Here is a 20441-nt window from a genome sequence, read left to right on the forward strand (position 1 = left end):
CCGCTTTGGTAGCGGCCCAGGATCCCATATAACCCTCGTCAATCTGACGGGGGTTATTGCTTTTTTAAATATCTTGCGATATCCGGCCTACGGAAAGTTTTCCGAGTATGGAGCACCAATCAAAAACCAAAAAGGCCCCGCATCTGCGAGGCCTTTGTCTTCTATCCTTTTTTCAGGTTTTCCCTTTTTTCTGCACTATGATGCCGCTTTGGCGAGCCTGCGTCGATCACGCAAGGAACGGACAGTTTTTCGTCCATCCCCAGTTGGTTGATAAAAGGTTGTGATTTCCTTTTGCGCGTCCAACCAAATCGCCAAGGCTTTATTATCACCAGCTTTAATATCAAAGGCATCAAAGCCGCAACGATGCATCAAAAAGACCTGATCACGCAGAACATCCCCAATCGCGCGAATTTCACCATCAAACCCATGACGTTCGCGCAACAGGCGGGCATAACTGTAAGCCCGTCCATCTGTAAAAGCCGGGAAGGTTAAAGCAATCACCTGAAAGAACGCAAGATCATCAACAATCTGATCCGGGTTTTCATCGCTTTTCAAAACAATCCCTAAGGCATCGCTACGTTTAAGAAGAGTTTCACGATCATTTTTCCATCGTGTTAAAGAAATGATGATATCGCCCTTGGGCAGATCATCTTCATCTTGAACGAAGGTCCATTTATCTTCGATAACCAAATTGTTTTTAACGAGTGCCATAGAGAGCCTCCTTAAACGGCGTGTCACCGACACGGTTATAAGCATCAAGGAATATTTCTTCACTGTTTTCACGCAAAGACAGATAAGTATTGATCACCTTTTCCACCGCATCAACGATTTCATCAGTTGAGAAACCTGCCCCCAGAATTTTACCGATTTTAGCATTTTCATCTGCTCGACCACCCAAGGTGATCTGGTAGAATTCCTGACCTTTTTTATCAACGCCTAAAATACCGATATGGCCAACATGGTGATGGGTACAGGCATTGATACAGCCGGAAATCTTAATCTGGATTTTACCAATATCATGCTGACGATCCAATTCACCGAACCGTTCGCTGATACGTTGCGCCAACGGAATGGAACGTGAATTCGCCAACGCACAGTAATCCAGACCCGGACACGCGATTAAATCCGTGATCAAACCTGAATTTGGCGTTGCCAAACCTTGTTCCTTCAGCCCTTGCCACAAGGCATAAAGGTCAGAACGTTTCACATGGGCCAGAACAAGGTTTTGCTCATGCGTAGAACGAATTTCACCGAAACTGAACTTGTCAGCCATATCTGCCAATGCATCCATTTGAACATGCGAGATATCACCGGGAATGCCACCAATTGGCTTCAGGGAAATATTCGCAATGGCATAACCCTGCTGCTTATGCTCACGCACATTATTTTGTACCCAATAGGCAAACTCAGGATCATTGCCAACTTTCTCTGCAAATTCCGGGCTTAAGCTCGGTAATTTTTCAAAAGCAGGCGGGGCAAAATAGCTCCGCAAGCTGTCGATTTCCTCGCTAGAAACTTGCAAAGCACCATCACGGATTTGCTCCCATTCTTTCTCAACCAGATTGCCGAATGTCTCCGCACCGATTTCATGAACAAGAATTTTAACACGCGCTTTATATTTGTTATCGCGGCGACCAAACTGGTTATAAACGCGCAAGATCGCTTCCAGATAAGACAACAGGTCTTCTTTTGGCAAAAACTCGCAAATGGTTTTTCCAACCATCGGTGTGCGGCCCAAACCGCCACCGACCATCACTTCGAAACCAAGTTCACCTTGATCATCCCGACGAATGCGCAAGCCAATATCATGTACCGCAACCGCCGCACGATCTGTCGGCGAACCGGTAACGGCCATCTTAAATTTACGCGGTAAATAGGTAAATTCTGGATGCATGGTCGACCATTGACGGATCAATTCACACCACGGACGCGGATCTTCCAATTCATCAAAAGAGGCACCAGCATACTGATCCGTTGTTGTGTTGCGGATACAGTTACCACTGGTTTGAATGGCATGCATCTGAACTTTAGACAGATCATTCAAAATATCAGGGATATCGACAAGCTTAGGCCAGTTGAACTGGATATTCTGGCGTGTCGTAAAGTGTCCGTATCCTTTATCGTAATTCCGCGCGACATAGGCAAACTGGCGCAATTGTGTACTGTTGAATGTCCCATACGGAATGGCAACTCGCAGCATGTAGGCATGCAACTGCAAGTAAACGCCGTTCATCAGGCGCAGTGGGCGGAATTCTTCTTCACTCAGTTCGCCACTCAGGCGGCGGTTGACCTGATCGCGAAACTGCGCGACACGTTCGTCCACCAGTTGTTGATCGTAATCATCATACTTATACATTATCGTTATTCCTAGTTTTACTGTGCCTGATAACCAAGATCGGGGCGGACCGATGGACCCTTGGTTCGAATCATTTCACGGTAACGCACAGGGATCAAACCACCTTCGCCGTCCTCTACTTCAATTAAGTAAGGACCAACAACAATCAACTGATTCTCTGAACTGGAGGCTTGCTTCAGCAAAGTCTCACCTTTTTCAACATCATTCATTGTTGTCGCCTGATTGATGTTGGTATGCCATTCTCCGCTGGCGTTATAAAAAACAGCAAGCCCATTATCCAGGCGGTTCGCTGTAATGACTTGTAGGGACATAATCAAAAGCCTCAGTTTGTCTTGTTTCCTGCCATGCTATACCACAGCTTTACAAACTATATGAGCGCATTTTACTAATTAGTCAATATTTTTTGTTATTTATTTTTTATATACATTTTTTTTACGTTAAATCGTCAACTTACCGTTTAGTAAACATCTCCCTTGATTCCAAAGTCATTTTATTAGAACCTACACTCATACCCTTAAGGAATAATACGAAGGACCAAAGTTTCGTGCAGCCCATTTACGTGTATCTTATCGATGATGATCAAGACCTGTTGGATTATCTTGAAACTGCAATGACATCCGACGAACGGCAGGTAATTACCTTCTCGTCTGCCCAGTCCTTCCTCTCGCAGATAGAAAACGTAAATCCTGCTGGCTGTATCGTTTTAGATGTCAATATGCCGGAAATGGATGGACTGGAACTTCAAGCAAAACTCAATGAAATGAAATTTGCACTGCCCATTATTTTTCTGACAGCACATGCCGAAGTCCCGATGGCCGTCAAAGCAATGCAAGCAGGGGCTGTCGACTTTATTCAAAAACCCGTCCAACCCGAAGAACTCATCAACTGTATTTCGCGCGTCATTGACACCCCGCAAACAAAATTACCCAGCGCCGAAGAAACTGACGAAATCAAAAAGACGATTGCTGGACTTACCCCGCGTGAACGTGAAGTTATGACATTGATCGTCAAAGGGGCGTCTAACAAAGAAGCAGCACAATCTTTAGACATCAGCCCGCGCACTGTTGAAATTTACCGTGCAACCGTCATGCGCAAAATGGACTCTGCGAACCTGCCTGATCTGGTTCGCAAAGCCATCGCAATCGGAATGTAATATGCGACATCTCTTGACCTTGTTCTGTGCCTTGTTGCTTTTCAGCACAAGCGCCCTTGCAGAACGAGATGATAAAGATAAAACGGTCTTGCTGACCATTCATTTTCCACCCTATGTAATCGAAGATAATAATTCTCAACTCAGCGGTTTTGATGTCGATGTTGCTCACGAAGCGTTTCGACGAATGAACGAACCGCTAGAAATTAAAATCGTTCCTTGGCGACGGGCTTTGGCTTCTGCCGAACAAGGCGCTGTTAGCGGCGTACTCACCTGCAGTCCCCGACAAACCTTTCTTATGTCTGATCCCATAAGTACGGCGACGGATGCTTTATTTCTCCATGCCGATCATGATTTTAAGAATTACCCGATTACCTCAATTAAAGATTTAATTAAATATCCAAACCTTAAAATTGGCGGCGTTGCCGGATATCGTCAATTAAAGCTCCTGGATCAATATGATTTACCTTACGACATATCACCGGAAGACAGCACCGCTTTTAAAAAGCTGTTTGCCGGACGGATCAATGTTTTTCTTACCATCAAGGAATTTGGCGAATATACGCTTCAACAATTGCAACTGTCTCGCCTGATCAAAATCATTCCCATACGCAGCAAGCAATATCATATCTGCTTCAGTAAAGCGCGCCCCGGCGTAAACACTCTTGTCGAGCGCTTCAATAAAGCGCTGAACGCAATGAGAACTGACGGAACCTACCAAGCCATCCATGACAGATACAAATAATCGCTGTTTTCTTACCATATCACTTGACATACCCCCCTCTTAAATGCCATTTCACGCTGTCTGATTGGACGATATTAGACCTTCCTTGGAATTCAAGAAAAGAGACGAGCGAAAGATGCATCCCTATCGCACACATAAATGTAATGAGCTGCGCGCAGAAAACGCAGGTGACGTTGTCCGCCTTTCCGGCTGGATCCATTCCAAACGCGATCACGGCAACCTGCTGTTTATTGATTTGCGCGACCACTACGGTATGACCCAGTGCGTCATCGATATTTCTTCCGACCTCTTCAAAATCGCAGAAGAAGCGCGTGTAGAAAGCGTTCTCACCGTGACAGGCAAAGTCGTGAAACGCACGGCTGAAACCGTTAACCCGGAAATGCCGACAGGTGAAATTGAAATTTATATGGACGAAGTCGTCCTCGAATCTGCTTGTGCGGTTCTGCCCATGCAAGTTGCCGGCAACGAAGAAGCCGGGGAAGAAATTCGCTTACGTCACCGTTTCCTTGATTTGCGCCGTGAACAACTGCACAACAACATCAAGCTGCGCTCCAACGTTATTTCTGAAATCCGCCGCCTGATGACGGCTCAGGATTTCATGGAAATTCAAACACCGATCCTGACGGCTTCTTCCCCGGAAGGTGCACGTGATTATTTGGTCCCAGCGCGTAACCACCCGGGCAAATTCTATGCCCTGCCACAAGCCCCACAACAGTTTAAACAATTGTTGATGGTCTCCGGCTTTGACCGTTATTTCCAAATTGCGCCCTGCTTCCGTGATGAAGATGCCCGTGCAGACCGTTCACCGGGTGAATTCTACCAGCTCGACTTCGAAATGGCTTATGCGACACAAGAAGACGTCTTTGCCGCGATCGAACCCGTCATGCATGAAATCTTCACCAAGTTCGGCAATGGTCGCGATGTAACCCCGCTGCCTTTCCCGCGCATCCCTTACAAAGAGTCCATGCTGAAATACGGCTGTGACAAACCTGATCTGCGTAACCCGATCCTCATCGCCGATGTGACCGAAGCGTTCCGCGATTCAGGTTTCGGTTTGTTTGCTAAACTGGTGGCGGCAGGTAACGTTGTACGCGCCATTCCGGCACCGGGTGCAGCATCACGTCCGCGCAGCTTCTTCGACAAGCTCAATAACTGGGCACGTGACGAAGGCAAAGGTGGTCTCGGCTACATCGCAATTGACGAAGATGGCAACGGCAAAGGCCCAATTGCAAAAAATCTGGATGACGACCGCGTTAAATCCATTTTGGAAACCTGCGGTCTGGGTAATGGCGACGCTGTCTTCTTTGCCTGTGGCAGTGAACATGACGCAGCCAGCTTTGCCGGCGTTGTGCGCACCCGCGTTTGTGACGAACTGGATCTGCTGGAACAAAATAAATTCAAATTCTGCTGGGTTGTTGACTTCCCGATGTACGAGTTGAACGAAGATACCGGCAAAATCGATTTCTCCCACAACCCGTTCTCCATGCCCCAAGGCGGTATGGAAGCCCTAGAAAGTCAAGAACCGCTGGATATTCTGGCATGGCAATACGACATCGTTTGTAACGGGATCGAATTGTCATCCGGTGCCATTCGTAACCACAAACCGGAAATCATGTACAAAGCCTTCGGTTTGGCAGGCTATGAAGCAGAAGTCGTGGAAAAAGAATTCGGCGGCATGCTGCGTGCATTCAAATTTGGCGCCCCACCTCACGGTGGTTGTGCACCGGGTATTGACCGTATGGTCATGCTGTTGGCTGATGAACCGAACATTCGTGAGGTTATCGCCTTCCCGATGAACCAACGCGCCGAAGACCTTCTGATGCAAGCACCGAGCGAAGTTTCCATCGAACAACTGCGTGAGCTGCACATCAAGCTGAACCTTCCAAAGGAAAAAGTGAAGGTCGAAAAAAGCAGCGAAGCTGAAAAAGAAGCTGAATAATCAGCTTTTATAAAAATCAAATGAAGAACGCGGTTCCCAATACTGGGAGCCGCGTTTTTTCATGCCAACAAAAAGAAAACTATGCCGAGTAAATCCCCCCTTATCTTAGTCAGCCTGATCTTTATTCTTTCAGGTTGCGCCGCACCGCCTGCCTTACAAATTCTCAGTCTCGCCTTGGATGGTATCTCTTACATTGCCACAGATAAAACCTTGGCAGATCATGGCTTGTCAGCCGTCACACAAAAAGATTGCAAGTTGTTACGTAGCCTGCAAGATCAAGAAATCTGCCAAAAAGAGAGGCTCAAGACTCAACAAGAAACATCAAAGGATGACGCTAAGCTCGTCGCTGCAAAACCGAGCGAACCAGCGGTACAGTGATCGGTCGCTTTTCAGATAGAGCAAAACGGTCAATTTCCTGAACCAGCTCACGCGCTTGGGCAAAGGAACGTTCCATACGTGTCAGCATATAAGCAATCACATCGCGTTCGACTTTGACCTGCCTATCACTGAATAACTTCACCAATACCGCTTCCATAAGCGCATCGTCAGGCTGCCCGATTTCCACCACTGGCACAGCCCCAAACCGAGATTTAAGATCGGGTAAGGTAATCCTCCATGCGCTTGGCGGTTTCTTTGCCGTCAACAAAAGGGTGGCTTCATTTTCTTTGGCGTAGTTATAAAGATGGAATAACGCCTGTTGATGATCTTCAACCCATTGATCAACATCTTCCAACACACCTGCTTTGGCCCCTTGCATCACCTGATAAGGGTCCAGTGACAGTTTCGCATTAATCGCCCCTGTGGCTTGGCGAAACACCTCTGCCAGATGGGTTTTTCCGCAACCGGCTTCACCATAGATCACCACAAAAGGGGCGGGCCAATCCGGCCAACGGTCCAGCCATGCGACCGCCTGCGCGTTTGACGCACTCACCAGAAAATCCTCCCCCGACATAGAGGGACGATAATCAAATTCCAAAGGAAGCTGGGGCGAACTGGACACAATTTACCATCTATTTTCTTATTTCGACATGTCGCCTGTATAAAGCGCACTTTTCATATATTGGGCAAGTCCAAAACGCACCAATACCCCAATAACAGCTGCGACCGGAACCGCCAACATAACCCCGGTAAATCCGGCAAGCGACCCGCCGGCCAGCAAAGCAAAGATGACCCACACCGGATGTAATCCCACTTTTTCACCAACCAGTTTAGGCGTTAAAAAGTTTCCTTCAATCATTTGCCCAATCGCAAAGACACCACCAACCATCGCAATATCCATCCAATTATCAAACTGGACCAAGGCAATTGCAATCGAGACCCCCAGCCCCAATATGGAACCGAAATAGGGAATGAACGAGATTAAGCCCGCCCCCAGTCCCACCAAAAGACCAAATTCCAATCCAAGAACGGACAGACCCGCAGCATAAAAAACACCCAAAATCAGACAGACACTGGCCTGACCGCGCACAAAGCCCGCCAACGTTTGATCCACAAGGCGAAACTGATCGCGTATCACATCGGCATGTTTGCGCGGTAGCCAATGATCAATTCGTGCCACCATCACATCCCAATCGCGCAGCAGATAAAAGGTCACCAAGGGTGTCAAAACCAGAATAGAGACAATATCAACCAAAGCGACACCGCCACTGATGACCTGCTTAAGAACTTGCCCCAAAACACCCAAGCCCTGTTTTGCAAAGCTGGCAATTGTTGTTCCCAATTCCTTAAGGTCACGTTCACTCACACCTGCAAAAATTTCTTTAATCAATGGTTCCGCCAAATTGCGCACATAATCCATATATTCAGGAACCCGGCTGGCAAACCCGATTATCTGAGTTGCCAAAACCGGCAGTAGAGTCGACAAAACACCAATTGTTAAAATAAAAAAACAAACCGTAATAACACTGGTTGCAACCAAGCGTGACAGTCCCCATTTTTCCAAACGATCCGCCAGGGGATCGACGAAATAGGCAACGGCCATACCAGCCACAAACGGCGTCAGAACGTCACTAAGAATATAAAGCAATAGGATAAAAGTTAATAAACCTATCCCCCATATTCTCAACTGTTTTGATGCGTTCATATCAATCCCCGTTTGCCTGTGAAATGGTTTGTCCCCATTGATATAAATATATCAGACCGGATAAGATCGTCGTCAAGGCCGTCATATAGACGAGTCCCTCAATAAGAAAGACCCCATTTTCTATTTCCAAACCATAAACACCCAGCACAGTCGCAACCAGCACAATCTGGACAGTGGTATTCACCTTGGAACTAAAATTCGGCGACATCCGTAAATTTCGGGTTAGTAATTCTATCAAAGCAGCACCAATCACAATGGCAACATCACGAAACACGACCATAATCACCAGCCAAAGTGGCAACAAATCCTGTACACCCAAAATAACGAAAGCACTGACCAATAATAATTTATCTGCAATAGGATCCAGATAAGACCCTATGGTACTTTGTGCTTTCATGATCTTGGCGAGATAACCGTCCACACCATCGCTGATCCCGGCGATAATAAACAGCCAGAATGCGGTTTTAATCTCGTGCTCCAAGACAAGCCAAACCATAAAAGGCACTGCAAATACGCGCCCTAAGGTAATGACATTTGGTATATTCAGCCAGACCTGACGGCTCACGAACGGTTCCCCTCACCCAAATTCAAAAGAGACCAGCTTTCGCCGTTTAGGGTCAGGTCCAAATCAACTTGGCGCAAGGAACCGATCAATTGATCCAGTTTGCCGATGAAATGTAAATTGATTTGCACAGTATCACGCGCTAGCAAAGCCAACTCGACGCGACGCACAACAGCAACCTTTTCCAGACGTTCCTTCACAGTCAACCATTCAGCCAATCCTTTGATTGCCAGATTGACTGGTAAAACGTCCATTTGCCCAAACTTTAATAAATTATCGCGTTTCCAACTTTCCTGAACAATGTCTGAAACTTCCTCGGCAAGACGTGCAAGAAACGCATTTGCACTTTCACCTTCTTTTGCCGCCAACCCCAATAAGGTCGCACGCCCTTCATAAGCGGACCCAATCCGGTTCACAATTAAATCAACACTATTGGGCAAACCTTCACTATCACGCCCCGTTACCGATAAATGTGCAATCACAACGCTTGGGACTTCATATCGTTGTGTCATCGTCATCAAGGCATCGCGATCCCCTGCCAATGCCTGTTCTGGGCTTACCCCGGAAATGTCGGCTAAATCCCCTAAAGGTAGTGCCAAGGGAACCAGACCGTTCTGTGTTTGCTGATTGCTCCAAACATCACGCCACGGGTTTGGATTCTCCCATAAGGATAAACGCGTTCCATCTTCAAACAAAGGCAGGACCAAAACCGGTTTACTGATGGTCTCTGCAAAAGAAATACCCCGAGCCTTCAAAAGGTTACGAATGGCATCCTCTTTAAAATGATACGTATAAGTTGCCAAGTAACGCACAGATGACGTTTTTTCACCATTTACAATGAAATCACGAATATATTGCGCACGTTGACTTGGCTCCACCCAGGGTAATAAATCACGATCAGCCTTCATGGTCAGTCGCTTCAGCAAAATATCAAAAGCACGGCCTTCGCCTTCGCGCATGGCTTCTTGGCGGGCCAATGTCACATTTTTAGCGGTCACATCTACGTAGACACCTTTAACTTCAAAGACATCATCCGCTTGTGCCCCCCCTATATTGAGGACAAACAATCCCATCCAGAAACCAAACAGGATAATCGTGCGCATTTTTTCAATCATAACCGCCCCTTGATGGAAATTTATTCACATTTGTTTTGCCCTGTTTTCGTCCTGGATGCAAGAATTGGCTACTTAAGCCACTTTGACATTAATTTTTAACAATTAAAAACTTGATATTCGCACCGCACAATATCAATATTGCAATGCAGCACGAAAGTGTTCTCACTATAAAAAAAACTGCCGAGGCATCCCCCCTCATCATGTGTTAAGGAGTTAATTCCATGAGAATGAGTGTAAGCCCAAAAGAGATTGCAGAATACCTCGTCAACGAATTCGGTCATCAAAAAGCCATTGAGGAATGTCATTATCACATGAACCGCTGCATTGATCCTGAAACATCGGGTGTTTGGCATAATATCGGTGCTGCCCTTAACGGCATGCGGCCTGCGCAACAGCACAATTAAAAGAATCACGAAGAAATCTCGTTTTCTTCATTGCAAACTGGCTGTAATTCAGTATGTTCGGGGCGTTCAACATAGTGTATGTTGAACGCTCTTTTCATATGGTTTTAGTGAAGGTTGGGTCATGGCTGATCAAAAGGGTCTCACCTATAAAGATGCAGGTGTCGATATTGATGCGGGTAACGATTTGGTCGATGAGATCAAACCGCTGGCAAAATCTACCAAACGTGCAGGCGTCATGGACGGATTGGGCGGTTTCGGTGCTTTCTTCGATTTGCGCGCCGCTGGCTATCAGGACCCTATCCTTGTTTCCGGTACAGACGGTGTCGGTACAAAATTGAAAGTCGCTATTCTTGCTGACAAACACGACACAGTTGGAATCGACCTTGTCGCCATGTGCGTCAACGATCTGGTTGTTCAAGGTGCAGAACCGCTGTTGTTCCTTGATTATTACGCGACAGGCAAACTTGATGTTTCTGCCGGGCGCGATATCATCAAAGGCATCGCAGAAGGCTGCATTCAAGCAGGTGCGGCCCTGATCGGTGGCGAAACGGCTGAAATGCCGGGTATGTACAGCGAAGGCGATTACGATCTCGCTGGTTTCTGCGTTGGTGCGGTTGAACGTGGCGAAGAATTGACCGGGGCCAATGTAAAAGAAGGCGACGTGGTTCTCGGCCTTGCCTCCAACGGTTTACATTCCAACGGTTTCTCATTGGTACGCCGCGTGGTTGAGGCCGCTGGACTGGATTATGCAGCCCCTGCCCCGTTTGATAGTGATCGCAGCCTGGCCGAAGCTTTGCTGGATCCTACAAAAATTTATGTCAAAAGTACACTTGCCGCCATTAAATACGGTGGTGTAAACGCACTGGCCCATATCACCGGTGGTGGTTTGGTTGAAAATATCCCACGCGTTTTACCCGATGGTCTCGGTGTCGACATTGATGCATCCAGTTGGAAATTACCCGCTGTTTTCTCTTGGCTGGCAAAAGCTGGCGGCATTGCAAACCATGAACTGGCCCGTACCTTTAACTGCGGGATCGGCATGTGCGTTATTGTTGATGCAGATAAAGCAGATGCCTTAACTAAGGTCCTACAAGACGGCGGCGAAAATGTGACGACAATCGGCTGCGTCGTCAAACGCGATTCAGGGGAACTTGTCAACATCAGTGGTATCGAGACATGGCAAAGCTAAAAGTCGCCGTTTTAATCTCAGGCAGCGGCAGTAACCTGCAAGCCCTCATTGACATGTGTGCAAAAGACGATGCCCCGGCACAAATCACCCGTGTCATTTCCAATGTAGAAAACGCATATGGATTGGAACGGGCAAAACAGGCTGACATCAAAACCACAGTAATTGACCATAAAAAATATAGTGGTCGTGAAGCTTTTGAAGAAGCCCTTCATCAGGTTCTAGATAGTGATAAAGTCGATCTCATCTGTCTTGCTGGGTTCATGCGCCTGCTGACCGATGGCTTTGTGCAAAAATGGCGGGATCGTTTGATCAATATTCACCCGGCTTTACTTCCTTCGTTCAAAGGATTGCACACCCATGAACGCGCCATTGAAGCCGGTGTCAAATTTCATGGGGCGACCGTACATTATGTTCGCCCGGCAATGGACGAAGGCCCCATCATTGTACAAGCCGCCGTTCCAGTGCTGCCCGGTGACAGCGCAGATGATCTTGGTGCACGTGTACTGGAACAAGAACACAGAATTTATCCACTGGCTCTGAAACTGATTGCGGAACGCAAGGTCCGTGTTTCCGGTGAAAAGGTCATCTATAATGGTGTGGAAAATCTGGACACGGCCTCTATTAATCCATCGGCCTGAATAAAAAATAACCAATAAAAAATAACGAATAAAAAATCCCTTGTTCAAATAAACGAACAAGGGATTTTTTTATGCCTGTCCCCTTTGCACGCTCAAAACAAGCATGCAAAGGGGGATATTTTCTTTATGCTTTCGCTTCGTCGCGCAATTCCACACGACGAATTTTTCCAGAAATTGTTTTCGGCAAAGCATCGCGGAATTCGATTTCACGCGGGTACTTATAAGGCGCTGTCAAGTTTTTGACGAAATCCTGAATTTCTTTTTCCAGTTCGTCAGACCCTTCATACCCAGCCGCCAACGTGACATAAGCTTTCACGATCTCGCCGCGCATTTCATCGGGTTTTGCCACAACAGCAGACTCAGCAACTGCCGGATGCTCTATCAATGCGCTTTCCACCTCGAACGGGCTGATGCGGTAACCAGACGACGTGATCACATCATCAGAACGACCAACGAACCAGATATAGCCATCCTTATCGCGTGTTGCCGTGTCACCGGTATAATACCAACCATTGCTGAAACATTTTGCATTGGCTGCTTCATCTTTAAAATACCCTTTGAACAAACCGTACGGATATTGCTCCGTCATTTTAACAGCGATATGGCCAACAGTGTCGTCGGCAACGATATTGCCGTCATCATCAACCACATCAACCGTCAAACCAGGAACAGGTTTCCCCATAGAACCGGGGCGAATTTCCATTCCTTTATAGTTCGCAACGATATTAACCGTTTCGGTTTGACCATAACCATCATAAACATCACAACCTGTTGCCTGTTTCCATGTGCGCATGACTTCCGGGTTCAACGGCTCGCCCGCACCGATGCAATGTTTCAGACTGTCAAGGTTATAGGGGGACAGGTCCATTTGGGCAAACACACGATAAACCGTCGGCGGTGCACAGAAAGATGTCACATTCAAACGTTCGATTAATTTCAGGTGGAAGTCACCATCAAAACGACCATCCCCATCATAAAGAACAATCGTTGCGCCCATCAGCATCGGTGGGAACAGCATGCCCCACGCGGCTTTGGCCCAACCGGTATCCGTCAATGTCCAATGAACATCACCATCTTGCAAATCCATCCAGTATTTGCCGGTAATAGCATGCGCCAACCCATAGGAATAATCGCGTGGGACCATTTTCGGCATAGACGTTGTACCGGATGTAAAATAAATCAACATCATGTCGTCGGCACCTGTCGGTTCCACATCATCACGTGACAATTCATCAGAATTTTCAGCACATAATGTTTCGAAATTCACCCAACCGTCGCGGTCTTCACCGATAATAATCAAATGTTCTAGCGTCGGGCATTTTTCTTTGATCTCTTCAATTTTTTCGGCATGTTCCGCCGTGACAATCGCCAACTTGGCACCTGCACGATTAATGCGGTATTCCAAATCATGCGCGGTCAACAGGTTTGTCCCCGGCATAGACACCACGCCGACCTTCATCGCACCGACCAGCACTTCGTACCATGCAGGGATACGGGCAATTACGACACAGGCAAAGTCTCCTTTTTTACAGCCCAATGAGCGCAAGCCATTAGCAAAGCGGTTCGCTTTTGCGTTAAGTTTTGCGTAAGTGTGTTCTTCCATCTGTTCGCCATCACGGCTTACAGCAATGTAGGCAACTTTATTCGGCTCGTCCTTGGCGCGTTTTTCAACCAAATCGAACGCAAAATTATAATTGCTCGGGATCTCCAACGAGAACTCGTTACGCATTGCCTGATAGACATCACTCATTGCTTTTTCTCCTAATTTGAGTTGCCATGCGCGGCAGTGTAACGCAGTTTTTGAATCATAATGTTAAAAATTGTAAAGGGATTTAGGCTGGACTCGTCGTTCCATACCCAAACAGTTTTGACCCCCTACATATATTACATTAACCATTTGATTTTTATATATTTATTTATACAAACCTATACTGTTTTTTGTTCATCTCACAAACATTTTTTTTCAACTGCTTGCCCACTTTTTCATCAAAAACAATCAAACCGATGCTTTTTTAATAAGACTCCGTATTTTTGCGTATCATTTATCAGGGTTTCTAGGTACGCTCTTTACGACTTACGCATATCATCAAGGAACGATTCAACTTCCTGATTGAGCTTACTGCTCTGATCATCGATACTGGAAACACCTTCTAAAACTTCGCTGACCTTTTCATCATTATTTTTAATCGCATCCGCCACATCGACCACACGCTCAGAAATCGTGTTCACATGGGTTGCCGTGTTTTGCACAGTTCGACTAATTTCTGCTGTTGCTGCACTTTGTTCTTCAACAGCCGCCGCAATCCCGGCAGATAATTGATCAATATCGGAAATAATGGTGGTGATTTGTGCGTTTGCTTCGACAGCTTCGGAAATTTCGTTCTGAATATTGCCAATCAGTTCGGAAATATTATCGATCGCCGAAGCGGTTTGATTTGCGAGGTTTTTCACCTCACTTGCCACCACAGCAAAGCCTTTACCGGCCTCGCCAGCACGTGAGGCTTCGATCGTTGCGTTCAGGGCCAGCAAATTGGTCTGTTCGGCAATAGTGTTGATCAAACCGATAACACTTTCGATTTTTTCAGAACCCTCTTTCAAACGTTCAATATTGCTATTTAGGTTGGCCGCACGGCTAACCGCCTCATTCGCCACTTGTGAACTATTGGCAACCTGTCCACTGATTTCGGTTATGGAACGTGACAATTCCTCGGTATTGGCTGCAACCGAGGAAATATCCTGCGTCATCACTTGCGAGGCTTGCGTCACTTCCTGAGTTTCAGACAAAGTGTGTCGTGAAATTTCATTCATCGAAACCGCCTTGTTGCGGATATCCCCCAGCGATTCAGACAGAATGGACAGCGATTGCCCCACGGCCTTATCAAAATCGTCCGCCAATTTCTGGGCCTGTGCTTTCTTTTCTTCTTCAGCACGTTTTTGCTGTTCTTCCTGCGCTTTTTTCAATTCGTCCGCTTCACGCAAACCATTTCGCAACAACGCAAGAGCCGAACCCATCATGCTGATTTCATCACTGCCATTGCGATTGACCCGTGTCGTCAGATCCCCACGAGCAATTTGTTGCATGCCCCGGACCAAAATCATCAAACGTTTAACCAAGTTGCGCAAGACGTAGAACCAACCAACAAGGATCACCACCAAAATGGAAATCACTGTCACAATCACCAGTGCAATCATGGTCTTTTGTGCGGATACCTGATTTTGCGCGACGGCCTTATCCATATCATTTTTCAAATCGGCAACAATTTTGTCAACCTCAACCGACAAAGCACTTGAAACATCACGCGCCTGATTAAGCAGGGCATCGCTTTCAAAGCGTAATTTCAGTTGTTCCCGGCGCAATTTTAAAATGTTGTTCGTGGCATCGCCTTTGCTGCCTAAAGTCAGAAGTTCCTGAAATAATTTTTCAAGTTCTCCAACATCTTGGGTTTGCGCCATCACAGACAAGGGGCTTGCCATAGATGCAATCGATTGCAAAAAACCATCTTCAACTTTTTGCAAGCTTTCTGCCGTTTCGCTTTGCGATCCTTCCAGCAACATACCGATCAAAAGGTTTGCACCACTTTTAAAACCAAGAACGGCTTTCAAAAACTTGGTAACTTCCAGCGGGGCCATTTCCAATTCGGTTGTTTCCAGATCAACCTCTTGCCCCGCCTTGACCTTTTCTAAAACTTCCTCAATATAAGCCAGCCATTTTTCAGAAATATCCAGCATACTGATATTGACTCCACTGGTCATGGGGTCGAGTTTTTTCTGGGAAATTTCGCGCAAGGAAGTTAAATTTTTCCCCAATTCATTACGCCGTGCCTCCATCTGCTGCATTTGGCGCACAATTTCGTTCATACGCGTGACCAGCGGCGGGATTTGCTGTAATTTCGCCTGTAAGGCTTCGGCCTGCTTTTTGTCTTTTAACAGGGGGGCTAGCGAGTTCACCCCTTGATTAGCATCCTTGATTGTTTTCTCAATCGTATCCATATGGGTTTGGCGTTCTTCGTCGGTAGATGCCGAACTCAGCAACGGGGCCGAAGCCACCAACTGTGATGTCTGGTTTGCCAAAATCAACGAAGATATAATCACCGGGACCTTTTTTTCACTGATCGCATTTTGCGTTTCGCTCAGTTGATTAAGCCCATTCCAACTGACAAAACTGACCAGAACGCAAAGAAGGCCAACACTTCCAAAAGCAAGTAACAGTCTTTTACCAATGCCAAAGCCGATTTCTCGATCAAGATTCAAGTCGTCATTTGCCACGCTTTGAATCGATGTGCCCGTTTTATTCATGCCCAAGTACCCATAGTTACACGATAAATTTTAATTCGTTTTTATCGTGATAGATTACAGCGCAGGTTGTCCTCAGGAAATCCGCATCATTGGGTAGCATTTTTACGTAAAATAACGTAGGGCCCGGTTGACCGACATCATTTCATTTCTCACCCGACATCGTTATTGCTTCTTCAACTCAATTTTAACATCAGGAGCATTTTTATGAACGTTTTTCGCTTGGCAATCACAGAAGATAATAAAATCATGAGTGTTGAAGGTGACCTAGAGCTGGGCCAAGCCCCCAATGGCATTACTATTCATGAAATTTATAATTGCCCTGAAGAAGCACAGATTGAAGACGCTGCCTATCTCCTGTCCAAAGGACCGCTAAAAGAAGGCATGTTCCGCCACAACTTCGCTGACCTTGCTTCCGGTGGCGCGTCCTGCTGTGGTGCGTGTAGCTAATAATCACATTAAATATAAAAGCGGCGTATCCATTAGGAACGCCGCTTTTATATATTTAAGCTTCGTTTGAAAGCTTCTGCGCAAATTGCGCTAAATATCTTATCCCCACAATGGCACGACTGCCATACCAGCTTGTCATTTCACCATCGATAATATGGAGTTTATCAGCGGGAATATCAAATTCTTTGCTGAATTCATCCAAATGATGTTGCTTAAACAGAAAGGGTTCGCTGGAAAAGAGGATGGCGTCAACCTCATCTAATATACCGCTTTCAAGATTAATTTCAGGATAACGGATCTCTGCGGTTTGCGGCTGACTGATCATGTGGGCGGTGCGTAGCGCTTGAGAGATATAAGTCTCGCCCGCCACCGTCATCCACGGATCTTTCCAGATAAAATAAAGAACATTTTTTTCTTCCCGTCCTTGTGCCGTCAACTGGGCGTGGGTCAAGGCAGCCTGAAAATCTGAAATCAGGCGGGCGGCTTCCCCCTTTTTATTAAAAATATTCCCGATCAAGCTGAATAGATCAATATTGTCACTTGGTGTATTGGGGTGAGTGACAACAATATGAGGGATAAACTCAGCCAGTTCATCAACCAGTTCTTTGGGGTTTTCATCCACATTGACGATCAGGTGCGTGGCATTCAACGCTTTGACCTTATCCATATTAACCTGCTTGGTCCCGCCAATGCTTCGGACCTGCTTGACCTGATCTTTGGGGTGGACACAAAAAACAGTGCGCCCAACGACCTGCGCGCCAAGGCCCATATCAAACAGCAATTCCGTAATACTGGGAACCAGCGAGATAATACGGGCATCCTGACTGGTCTGATGACTTTGTCCGATTGCATCTATAAACATGGAAAGAATACCGTCTCGTTAATCAACGATTTTAAAAAGTTTATCGAATTTGGAAAGATCGAACATACGTCGAACCATCGGCTTGGCCCCGGAAATGGTGAGCTGAATACCTTTGCTTGAGGCTTGTTCATACAGTTCAATCATCATGCCGAGGCCTGAGGAATCGATATAGTCAAACTCATGCACATCCAAAATCCATTCTTTTTTATCGGATGTTGCCATTGCTTTGGTAATTTCAAGGATCTTATGACGCGAAGACGCCTTGATATTGCCGTAAAATGCAACCCGTTTGACATCGTTTTCATCGATGAGAGAATATTCCATTTGCCACCCTTGATTGATTATTTTGTTTATCAAGGTAGCCAGACTACTGAGAACAGCTTTCTTTGGCAAGTCTCCAGACTATATGTATTTACAGGAACGCCGCTTATAATCGCTTGTGCAGGTAGTCGGTTACAGATACCGATTACCGAAAGAAAAAAACAGGAAGGAAGCTGCAAGAAGACAAGTAAATTGGTAGGTGTCACCGATTATTGTAAACAAAACTTAAAAAATAATATAATTTCGAGGCTGCCCCCGGAATTCTCGTAGGCAAGTAATTCGGTAACTGTCCCCCGAACTAACTCATAACTGTCCCCCGAACTAACTCACGAACTAACTCAACTCGGCCCCGAACTCCAACTCCGTCCCCCGAACTCTCCCGAACTGTCCCTTCGAACTGTCCCTTAAAGGATAAGACATCCTACCCATTTTGTGGTCGCAAACAAATTCCACAGAAACAAAACGACCACCTTGACAATGTTCTTTGTATGTTCTATTTATAATCTCAGTCAACAGGATAAGTGTGAGCAAAGCATTTATCCTGTTTTCTTTTGCCGAGCCCGGCACGCAATTTCCTGCGTGCCGGGCTTTTTTGTGCCTAAACGAAAGGAACATTCAATGTTTGAATTTCTCAATGATGTTGCCAACGAGGTTGGAAATTTCTTCTCTGTCGATAGCGGCGTCACACCGCAAACACCAATGTCGTCTCCCGATGCCATAAAAACAGGAACTGCCTTATCAGACCTAGGGTTCTTTGGATCAAAAGGAGAAAGTGAATTTTCTCTGCCCAATAACGTCAAAGCATTTCAGGATGCCAATGGCTTAAAAGTGGATGGGGTCATTAATCCAGGTGGACCGACGGAAAACGCCATTTCTAAGGCGTTACAGCAAAAAAGCATATCTACATCCAATCCGCTTGAAGCATCCCAAAGTGAGTTGCCTTCCCATGTGACGGTGAGCAAACCGGTAGGCTCAAACACTGACCAAGAGTCTTGGACAGCCAGTGCGACTTTCGGTCCACAACCGACAAAAGCTCCCCCTTCTTTGAAAAGCAAGATCGACCCGCTCACAGGGCTACCCGATCCACTCGCTTCTGCTCCAAAAGGCAAAATGCCGAGCGAAAAACAGTGGAAAGAGGTTGCCAATATGCAAAGGCAAAAAGCACAAAGGGCTATTATCCCTCAAGGCGACACTGTGCAAGCCCGCCTGCAATCCATGATGTCGCACCCTGATTATGCCATAAAAAAAGACCCGGCATTGGTGAAACATATTCAGGGTGAATTTGAACGGGCTTATCCAGGTCAGGTTCAATATGACGAAACGGGCAAAATGATCCAACCTAAACCTGTGATCAATCCCGGCGAGGTGAAGGCCTTTCATCCTGATGCTGAGCAGCAAGTTCATACCTATACAGTTTCTGATGATTCAGAAAAAAACTCTCCAGCCTCTTCATATAAAGATGAAAGGCCGACTATTAATGATGCAGACAAACGCATTGAAAATATATTAAATGACGAAAATGCACGCTTTGATATTAAAGACAACCCAAATGCATCTGATAAAGCACCTTGGTATGAAAGCGTGGATGCAGGTAAAACTTCTGTCGCCTCATACTGTAAAATTATCGAGGAAGAAGCAAGACGGCAAGGGGTTGATCCTGATCTGGTGAAGGCAATTGTCTTTGCAGAGAATGCACGAGGTCATTATTTCGGTGCCGCTCATGCCGCTGAAGGGTTTGGCTTATCAAAAACTATTTTACCAATGAATATTGATCCTAAAATTTGGGGGAAACTCGGCATAGACGAGAAGACGGCATTTGATCCTCAAACTAACGTGAAAGCTGGTGTTTCACTAATTAAACGGATCGCCACCAGATTAGACAATCCAACCCCTTCTAAAATCGCTTCAATTTGGAATTATACAGGACGAGAAAATACTAATGACTTTGGGGCTTATGTTGATAGGATATATCGAGAAAAGAAGTGGGAATAGGAAATGATACTACTTAAAAGAATAGCTCAGCTTTATTCAATCGGCGTTTTATTTGGCTGTTTATTGATCGCAACTATTCTCATTCAAAGTGATGGCTTAGAACCCTCAGGCGTATGTGAAATTGTTAGTGGAACAGAGGGGCTATTGCCCCTCAACCCTAATGAAGGCGGAATTCATATATATTCCTGCAATCCTGACTTTTTGTCAGCATTTCTCTATGCCTGTCTGGCCGGGATAATTTTTACCCCCCTTCTTATCCTGTTGTCTGTGGGTAAAAAGCTTATTTCCCGAAAGTAAGTTAGACAATCTTCAAGCCAAGACTTTGGACCCGTTCCCTAAAAG

Annotated in this window: 21 protein-coding genes; 10 read left to right on the forward strand and 11 right to left on the reverse strand. The window is 46.0% G+C overall.

All coding sequences use genetic code 11. From position 1 onward, the window contains the following. Positions 1-195: 195 nt before the first annotated feature. Genes ACI0FF_RS13490 through ACI0FF_RS13500 form a run of 3 tightly spaced genes read right to left on the reverse strand, consistent with a single transcriptional unit; the run spans position 196 to position 2667 of the window. Entirely contained in the window at positions 196-711 is a 516-nt protein-coding gene (locus tag ACI0FF_RS13490) for a DUF934 domain-containing protein (RefSeq protein WP_419797324.1), read from the reverse strand. Beyond that, complete coding sequence (locus ACI0FF_RS13495) at positions 698-2356, reverse strand: nitrite/sulfite reductase (RefSeq protein WP_419797325.1); 1659 nt, start codon at positions 2354-2356, stop codon at positions 698-700. Before ACI0FF_RS13495 ends, ACI0FF_RS13490 begins: the two co-directional genes overlap by 14 nt. A 17-nt stretch (positions 2357-2373) precedes the next feature. Then, entirely contained in the window at positions 2374-2667 is a 294-nt protein-coding gene (locus tag ACI0FF_RS13500) for a DUF2849 domain-containing protein (protein ID WP_419797326.1), read from the reverse strand. Positions 2668-2900: 233 nt separating this feature from the next. Between ACI0FF_RS13500 and ACI0FF_RS13505 the strand changes: the two genes are divergently transcribed. From ACI0FF_RS13505 to ACI0FF_RS13520, 4 genes are all read left to right on the forward strand, one after another. Next, positions 2901-3509 (forward strand): response regulator transcription factor, encoded by a 609-nt coding sequence (locus ACI0FF_RS13505; protein ID WP_419797327.1) that lies wholly within the window; start codon positions 2901-2903, stop codon positions 3507-3509. Position 3510: 1 nt separating this feature from the next. Continuing rightward, positions 3511-4251, forward strand: coding sequence for a substrate-binding periplasmic protein (locus ACI0FF_RS13510; RefSeq protein WP_419797328.1), 741 nt, complete (start codon positions 3511-3513; stop codon positions 4249-4251). A gap of 115 nt (positions 4252-4366) precedes the next feature. Further along, a complete protein-coding gene (gene aspS / locus ACI0FF_RS13515; protein ID WP_419797329.1) occupies positions 4367-6190 on the forward strand; it encodes an aspartate--tRNA ligase in 1824 nt (607 codons plus the stop codon). A gap of 81 nt (positions 6191-6271) precedes the next feature. Then, on the forward strand, positions 6272-6568 hold the full coding sequence (locus tag ACI0FF_RS13520) for a hypothetical protein (RefSeq protein ID WP_419797330.1): 297 nt from the start codon (positions 6272-6274) through the stop codon (positions 6566-6568). Here the strand turns inward: ACI0FF_RS13520 and ACI0FF_RS13525 are convergent. The 4 genes from ACI0FF_RS13525 to ACI0FF_RS13540 are packed head-to-tail and all read right to left on the reverse strand — an operon-like array spanning position 6525 to position 9950. Then, positions 6525-7190, reverse strand: coding sequence for an HdaA/DnaA family protein (locus tag ACI0FF_RS13525; RefSeq protein ID WP_419797331.1), 666 nt, complete (start codon positions 7188-7190; stop codon positions 6525-6527). The genes ACI0FF_RS13520 and ACI0FF_RS13525 overlap by 44 nt on opposite strands. A gap of 18 nt (positions 7191-7208) precedes the next feature. Continuing rightward, positions 7209-8273 (reverse strand): AI-2E family transporter, encoded by a 1065-nt coding sequence (locus ACI0FF_RS13530; protein ID WP_419797332.1) that lies wholly within the window; start codon positions 8271-8273, stop codon positions 7209-7211. Position 8274: 1 nt separating this feature from the next. Then, positions 8275-8838 (reverse strand): CDP-alcohol phosphatidyltransferase family protein, encoded by a 564-nt coding sequence (locus ACI0FF_RS13535; RefSeq protein ID WP_419797333.1) that lies wholly within the window; start codon positions 8836-8838, stop codon positions 8275-8277. Next, positions 8835-9950, reverse strand: coding sequence for a DUF2066 domain-containing protein (locus ACI0FF_RS13540; protein ID WP_419797334.1), 1116 nt, complete (start codon positions 9948-9950; stop codon positions 8835-8837). The genes ACI0FF_RS13535 and ACI0FF_RS13540 overlap by 4 nt, the downstream gene beginning before the upstream one ends. 221 nt (positions 9951-10171) lie before the next feature. Between ACI0FF_RS13540 and ACI0FF_RS13545 the strand changes: the two genes are divergently transcribed. From ACI0FF_RS13545 to purN, 3 genes are all read left to right on the forward strand, one after another. Then, positions 10172-10354: a hypothetical protein gene (locus ACI0FF_RS13545; protein WP_419797335.1), complete on the forward strand. Its 183-nt coding sequence runs from the start codon at positions 10172-10174 to the stop codon at positions 10352-10354. Positions 10355-10475: 121 nt separating this feature from the next. Then, entirely contained in the window at positions 10476-11543 is a 1068-nt protein-coding gene (gene purM / locus ACI0FF_RS13550) for a phosphoribosylformylglycinamidine cyclo-ligase (RefSeq protein WP_419797336.1), read from the forward strand. After that, positions 11531-12181, forward strand: coding sequence for a phosphoribosylglycinamide formyltransferase (gene purN, locus ACI0FF_RS13555; RefSeq protein ID WP_419797337.1), 651 nt, complete (start codon positions 11531-11533; stop codon positions 12179-12181). The genes purM and purN overlap by 13 nt, the downstream gene beginning before the upstream one ends. Before the next feature lie 124 nt (positions 12182-12305). Here the strand turns inward: purN and ACI0FF_RS13560 are convergent, their stop codons facing one another. Both ACI0FF_RS13560 and ACI0FF_RS13565 read right to left on the reverse strand, forming a co-directional pair. Then, positions 12306-13931 (reverse strand): acyl-CoA synthetase, encoded by a 1626-nt coding sequence (locus ACI0FF_RS13560; RefSeq protein ID WP_419797338.1) that lies wholly within the window; start codon positions 13929-13931, stop codon positions 12306-12308. Between the two features lie 317 nt (positions 13932-14248). Next, positions 14249-16477, reverse strand: a complete 2229-nt coding sequence (locus ACI0FF_RS13565) for a methyl-accepting chemotaxis protein (protein ID WP_419797339.1) — start codon at positions 16475-16477, stop codon at positions 14249-14251. A 204-nt stretch (positions 16478-16681) separates the two neighbouring features. Here ACI0FF_RS13565 and ACI0FF_RS13570 point away from each other — a divergent pair, with 204 nt between their 5' ends. After that, a complete protein-coding gene (locus tag ACI0FF_RS13570) occupies positions 16682-16924 on the forward strand; it encodes a hypothetical protein (protein ID WP_419797340.1) in 243 nt (80 codons plus the stop codon). A 55-nt stretch (positions 16925-16979) separates the two neighbouring features. Here ACI0FF_RS13570 and ACI0FF_RS13575 read toward each other — a convergent pair whose 3' ends face one another. Both ACI0FF_RS13575 and ACI0FF_RS13580 read right to left on the reverse strand, forming a co-directional pair. Further along, positions 16980-17786 carry a helical backbone metal receptor gene (locus ACI0FF_RS13575; RefSeq protein WP_419797341.1) on the reverse strand — a complete coding sequence of 269 codons (807 nt, stop codon included), beginning with the start codon at positions 17784-17786 and terminating at the stop codon, positions 16980-16982. Between the two features lie 18 nt (positions 17787-17804). Beyond that, positions 17805-18110: an STAS domain-containing protein gene (locus ACI0FF_RS13580; RefSeq protein ID WP_419797342.1), complete on the reverse strand. Its 306-nt coding sequence runs from the start codon at positions 18108-18110 to the stop codon at positions 17805-17807. 615 nt (positions 18111-18725) lie between these two features. On the opposite strand from ACI0FF_RS13580, the gene ACI0FF_RS13585 reads away from it, so the two are divergent. Continuing rightward, positions 18726-20099 carry a hypothetical protein gene (locus ACI0FF_RS13585; protein WP_419797343.1) on the forward strand — a complete coding sequence of 458 codons (1374 nt, stop codon included), beginning with the start codon at positions 18726-18728 and terminating at the stop codon, positions 20097-20099. A 3-nt stretch (positions 20100-20102) separates the two neighbouring features. Beyond that, on the forward strand, positions 20103-20396 hold the full coding sequence (locus tag ACI0FF_RS13590; RefSeq protein ID WP_419797344.1) for a hypothetical protein: 294 nt from the start codon (positions 20103-20105) through the stop codon (positions 20394-20396). Positions 20397-20441: the final 45 nt, after the last annotated feature.

It is taken from the genome of Terasakiella sp. 4MB5A (assembly GCF_050058155.1).
GTDB lineage: Bacteria > Pseudomonadota > Alphaproteobacteria > Rhodospirillales > Terasakiellaceae > Terasakiella > Terasakiella halodenitrificans.

What these genes read in the sequence shown, in the direction of transcription:
- ACI0FF_RS13490 (WP_419797324.1), bottom strand. Translation starts at nt 711, where the DNA reads ATGGCACTCGTTAAAAACAATTTGGTTATCGAAGATAAATGGACCTTC.
- ACI0FF_RS13495 (WP_419797325.1), bottom strand. Translation starts at nt 2,356, where the DNA reads ATGTATAAGTATGATGATTACGATCAACAACTGGTGGACGAACGTGTC.
- ACI0FF_RS13500 (WP_419797326.1), bottom strand. Translation starts at nt 2,667, where the DNA reads ATGTCCCTACAAGTCATTACAGCGAACCGCCTGGATAATGGGCTTGCT.
- ACI0FF_RS13510 (WP_419797328.1), top strand. Translation starts at nt 3,511, where the DNA reads ATGCGACATCTCTTGACCTTGTTCTGTGCCTTGTTGCTTTTCAGCACA.
- aspS (WP_419797329.1), top strand. Translation starts at nt 4,367, where the DNA reads ATGCATCCCTATCGCACACATAAATGTAATGAGCTGCGCGCAGAAAAC.
- ACI0FF_RS13520 (WP_419797330.1), top strand. Translation starts at nt 6,272, where the DNA reads ATGCCGAGTAAATCCCCCCTTATCTTAGTCAGCCTGATCTTTATTCTT.
- ACI0FF_RS13530 (WP_419797332.1), bottom strand. Translation starts at nt 8,273, where the DNA reads ATGAACGCATCAAAACAGTTGAGAATATGGGGGATAGGTTTATTAACT.
- ACI0FF_RS13540 (WP_419797334.1), bottom strand. Translation starts at nt 9,950, where the DNA reads ATGATTGAAAAAATGCGCACGATTATCCTGTTTGGTTTCTGGATGGGA.
- ACI0FF_RS13545 (WP_419797335.1), top strand. Translation starts at nt 10,172, where the DNA reads ATGAGAATGAGTGTAAGCCCAAAAGAGATTGCAGAATACCTCGTCAAC.
- purM (WP_419797336.1), top strand. Translation starts at nt 10,476, where the DNA reads ATGGCTGATCAAAAGGGTCTCACCTATAAAGATGCAGGTGTCGATATT.
- purN (WP_419797337.1), top strand. Translation starts at nt 11,531, where the DNA reads ATGGCAAAGCTAAAAGTCGCCGTTTTAATCTCAGGCAGCGGCAGTAAC.
- ACI0FF_RS13560 (WP_419797338.1), bottom strand. Translation starts at nt 13,931, where the DNA reads ATGAGTGATGTCTATCAGGCAATGCGTAACGAGTTCTCGTTGGAGATC.
- ACI0FF_RS13565 (WP_419797339.1), bottom strand. Translation starts at nt 16,477, where the DNA reads ATGAATAAAACGGGCACATCGATTCAAAGCGTGGCAAATGACGACTTG.
- ACI0FF_RS13570 (WP_419797340.1), top strand. Translation starts at nt 16,682, where the DNA reads ATGAACGTTTTTCGCTTGGCAATCACAGAAGATAATAAAATCATGAGT.
- ACI0FF_RS13575 (WP_419797341.1), bottom strand. Translation starts at nt 17,786, where the DNA reads ATGTTTATAGATGCAATCGGACAAAGTCATCAGACCAGTCAGGATGCC.
- ACI0FF_RS13580 (WP_419797342.1), bottom strand. Translation starts at nt 18,110, where the DNA reads ATGGAATATTCTCTCATCGATGAAAACGATGTCAAACGGGTTGCATTT.
- ACI0FF_RS13585 (WP_419797343.1), top strand. Translation starts at nt 18,726, where the DNA reads ATGTTTGAATTTCTCAATGATGTTGCCAACGAGGTTGGAAATTTCTTC.
- ACI0FF_RS13590 (WP_419797344.1), top strand. Translation starts at nt 20,103, where the DNA reads ATGATACTACTTAAAAGAATAGCTCAGCTTTATTCAATCGGCGTTTTA.